Here is a 3,731-nt window from a genome sequence, read left to right as displayed (position 1 = left end):
CGTGAAAACCTGATTGTCGCTGCTCTCCACCATGCCCAGAACATGGGAACAGCATTCAAGCTCTAACAGGCCTTAGCCAGAAGCGGATGGTGAGGTAGTCTGGAAAGTACCCCCCTCCCCTCACCCCACCCGCCGCTTCGTCACCTGCACCGAGAGCGTCACCGGGGTGAGATCGAAGGTGGCAAAAAATGCCGTCAACGTGCAGCGCGTCCGTCTCACCAGCCGGGATATCTGCTCCAGGCGGCCCTGGCATCCAAAATTCCGCATGTGGCCGCATGAAGATCATCGGCCAGGGCGCCAATTTCGTCACGCAATTCCAGTCTCTCCAGCCAATGCGCTGGAATTGCCTTCTCGCCAAGGAGCGCTCCGAGCAGGTTGCCGGTGATTGCCGCAGTACTGTCGCTATCACCTGAATGATTCACCGCAAGCCGCACACCACCTTCGAAGTCAGGCGCTGCCAAAGCGCAGCAGACCGCAATCGCCAAGGCCTCCTCTGCAACCCAGCCGTCCCCCAGGTTCTCGATCTGCTCCGGCGTGGGATCACCGCAGGCAGCGAGTGCTCGGGCTGCTGCAACAGCCTCTGCTACCTCTTGGTGGCCTTCCCGCCGCCGAAGCTGGGCATCGGCGATATCCAGCGCTTCAGGCAACGGGCAACCACGCAGCAGCGCTGACACCGTGACCGCCAGGTAGCCAGCAGACAGGTAGCCGCTCGGGTGGCCGTGGGTGAGCGCCGCGGCATCCACTGCGAGGCCGAACACGTCGTCGTTCCCCCTCATACCGGGCGCAAACAACCCAACCGGCGCCACGCGCATCACGCCACCGCAACCCTTGCTGGTATTCCGTGCGACCGTAGGCGTGCCGAAACTTTTCGTCTCCAGCAGCGCCAAAAGACAGGTGTTTCCCGGAGCCCGCCTTTCGTGCAGCGTCTTCAGGGAGAAGAGCCACCCGTCTTGGCCAATCTCCACATCCGGATTGCTGGTCTGTTCGTCCTGCGTCAGCAGCCAGCGCAGGTAAGCATGGTGGATGACCCCGGGCCGATGGCAGATACCCTTCAGTGTGCCACGCACCCAGGCACGCAGCAGGCCCTCCGCAGTGAACAGCGTCATTTGTGTGTCATCGGTGATCGCCCCAATCCGTCCATAGGCAGGGACGTAATCGCCGATACCGCCAGCACCGAAGCGCTGCCGGATCTCCGCGAGGGAAAGGAACTCGACGGGCGCCCCCAGCGCATCACCGACAGCACCGCCAAGGAGGCAGCCGCGTATCCGGCTCTGCAAGGACAGCTTCTCCTGCGGCGACGATGAGACAACTATCAAGGTGCGTTGACCCCCATTCGTTGGACAATTTGGCGGCTTGGAGAAGATTGGCCCGGAGGACCTGCCAGGAATTCGTGGCATCGCTCATCCCATCTGCAGCGGCACGACATAGTGGCAGTTTAGCCAGAAGCGGATGGTGGGGTAGTCTGGAAAGTACCCCCCTCCCCTCACCCGACCCGCCGCTTCGTCACCTGCACCGAGAGCGTCACCGGGATGAGATCGAAGGTGGCACTGGGAGAAATGTTGCGCGCCATCACCCGCACCGTGTTGTTCGTCCAGGCCGCCGCGTCGAGTTCGATGAACCGCGTCGACGACACCAGCGCCGCCTGCGCCAGATCGCCCTGCCGCGCACTCGGGATCGTCACGTCAATCAGGCTGGTCGCACCCGGCGCCAGGCTCGGCAGGTCCCAGGTGATTTCGGCCACCAGCTCCCGCTGCCCCACTGGCAGCGCCGGCGTGCCGCAGAGCAGTGCCGGCGCGTGCTCCGGCAAGCCGTAGAGCCGCAGCGCCTCGATCTCGATCGGCCCGTCAAAGCCAACGATGCCAATCTGCGCCGCGGCCACATCCGCCGCCACGCGCACCGTCATCCGCCGGTTCAGCGAGGCATCGGCCATCGCCGCGCCGCCCGTCCAGCTTTTCGACGGGATGTTCCAGACCGGCGTGGTCAGCGAGGCCAGCACATCCCAGGCGATGTTCTCCCGCACGCTGCCATCGGCGTTGAAGGTGCGGAGAAACAGCCGCCCGCCATCGGCGCCGCCGGCGAGGCTGTGCACCAGCGCGAATTCCTTCGCCGCCTGGGTGTCCAGCACAAAGGCCAGGCCACGATTGGCGTCGAGCAGCAGGCCACGGCTCGTGGCCGCGATCCCGTCAGCCCCGTTGAACGAGAGGCCGGCCAAGGTGGTCGCTGTCGTGGTGGAGAGCGTCACGACGGCCAGCCCCTCCACCCCGATCTCCGTGCTGCTTTGCCGGAAGGCGGCGGCCCGGACATTCGGCACCGCGCCCAGCAGCCGCAGATGCCGCGAGGCCGGCGCGCGATGCCGGTTGAGCACCGTGTTGCCACAGCGCGTTGCCGTGGCGTCATAGAGGATGTCGTGCCGATAGCTGTTCGACCACGCCACCTCGTATTCGCAATCCTGCGCTGAGGCTGTGTGCCGGGCCACCCATTTCGAGCAGCCCTCCAGCCGCAGGTTGCGCCCGATGATCGCCGAGCCGCCCGTCTCGTTCAGGAAGGGAATGCCCTGCTGCGTGCCCTCGATGTGCTTCAGCTCGAAATTGGTGCCGTCGAAGATATGCCGGTTGTGATTGTTGTAGCTGCTGGCATCGACGCGCGAGAAGCGCACGCCATAGCGATCCTGCCCGGTGTTGATCCCGGTGGCATGGGTGATGTGCCCGCCATAGTAGCGGATCGAGGTGTTCCACGAGGTGCTGGCATTGCAGCGCGCATCAATGCCGAATTTGCAGTTGAGGATGCGGTAGAGGAACAGCGTGCTGTCCTCGACGCCGCGGCCATCGCCCAGCGTCTGCACCCCGATGGTGAAGCCCTGCACCAGCCGGATCTCGACCGTGCTGCTGTCGATGTTCTGGATGCGGATGCCGATATCCGCCTCATCGGCCCAGTTGCTCTGGGTCTGCCGGATCACCTGGAGGCCCTGATAGAGCTTCTCATTGTTCCGCACCGTGCCGCCGCTGCCCAGCGTCCGCACAGCGATGGCGGCGCTGCCGGTGTAGCGGATCACCCCACGCATCTTGAGGCCGCGCGCGCCGCCGGCGAGGCTGACCCCGGCCGAGACATTCCAGGTGCCGGGCGGAATCACCGCAAACTTGCCATCCGCCGCGGCACGGTCGAAGGCCGCCTGGATGGCTGCGGTGTTGTCCGTCACGCCATCGCCGATCCCGCCGAAATCGGTGGGCAGCACCTCCTCCCGGTCGCGGAGGTATTTGGCCAGATCCGTCTTGCTGACGGCGGTGTTCAGGACCATCAGATCGTCAATGCGCGCGGGCATGGGTGCCTCCGGATCAGAGGGCGGTGGCCGAGACGGGGCCGGCGAGCGCCGAGACATTCCCCTCGGCCGAGACGGCGCGCAGCCAGTACCAGCGGGTCTGGCCGGCGGTGAGGCCGGTGCGGTCGAAGGAGAGGCTGGTCGGCTCGTCGGGCAGCTTCACCGCGGCGGGGAGGCTGGCAGAGGCTGCCTCGAAGATCTGCAACCGGGCAGCGCCTGCCGGAAAGCCTCCGGCCAGCCGCACCCCGCCGGCGATGCCGGTCGCCGTGGGCGCCGAGACGCTGGCCGGGGCCAGCGCCTCCCGCCAGCCCGACACCGCCCCGCTGCGCGCCACGGCACGGACGCGGAGGCCTGTGGGCTCGGCGGTGGGGATGGTGGCCGCGGTAGCCCCCAGCCCTGCCCCGTAGCCCTGCCA

Annotated in this window: 2 protein-coding genes and 1 pseudogene; all 3 read right to left on the bottom strand. The window is 66.3% G+C overall.

From position 1 onward, the window contains the following. Positions 1–215 precede the first annotated feature (215 nt). Positions 216–1,277 (bottom strand): ADP-ribosylglycohydrolase family protein, encoded by a 1,062-nt coding sequence (locus NON00_RS24170; RefSeq protein WP_256025353.1) that lies wholly within the window; start codon positions 1,275–1,277, stop codon positions 216–218. A gap of 206 nt (positions 1,278–1,483) precedes the next feature. Next, positions 1,484–3,319 carry a glycoside hydrolase family 55 protein gene (locus NON00_RS24165; protein WP_256025352.1) on the bottom strand — a complete coding sequence of 612 codons (1,836 nt, stop codon included), beginning with the start codon at positions 3,317–3,319 and terminating at the stop codon, positions 1,484–1,486. Positions 3,320–3,332: 13 nt separating this feature from the next. Beyond that, positions 3,333–3,731 (bottom strand): annotated as a pseudogene (locus NON00_RS24160) (hypothetical protein); the annotation flags it as partial.

The organism is Roseomonas sp. GC11 (genome assembly GCF_024437745.1).
Lineage (GTDB): Bacteria > Pseudomonadota > Alphaproteobacteria > Acetobacterales > Acetobacteraceae > Pseudoroseomonas.
This window is presented reverse-complemented; position numbering and strand designations above follow the sequence as displayed.

Excerpts from the sequence above, each read along its gene's own strand:
- NON00_RS24165 (WP_256025352.1), bottom strand. The coding sequence starts at position 3,319 with ATGCCCGCGCGCATTGACGATCTGATGGTCCTGAACACCGCCGTCAGC.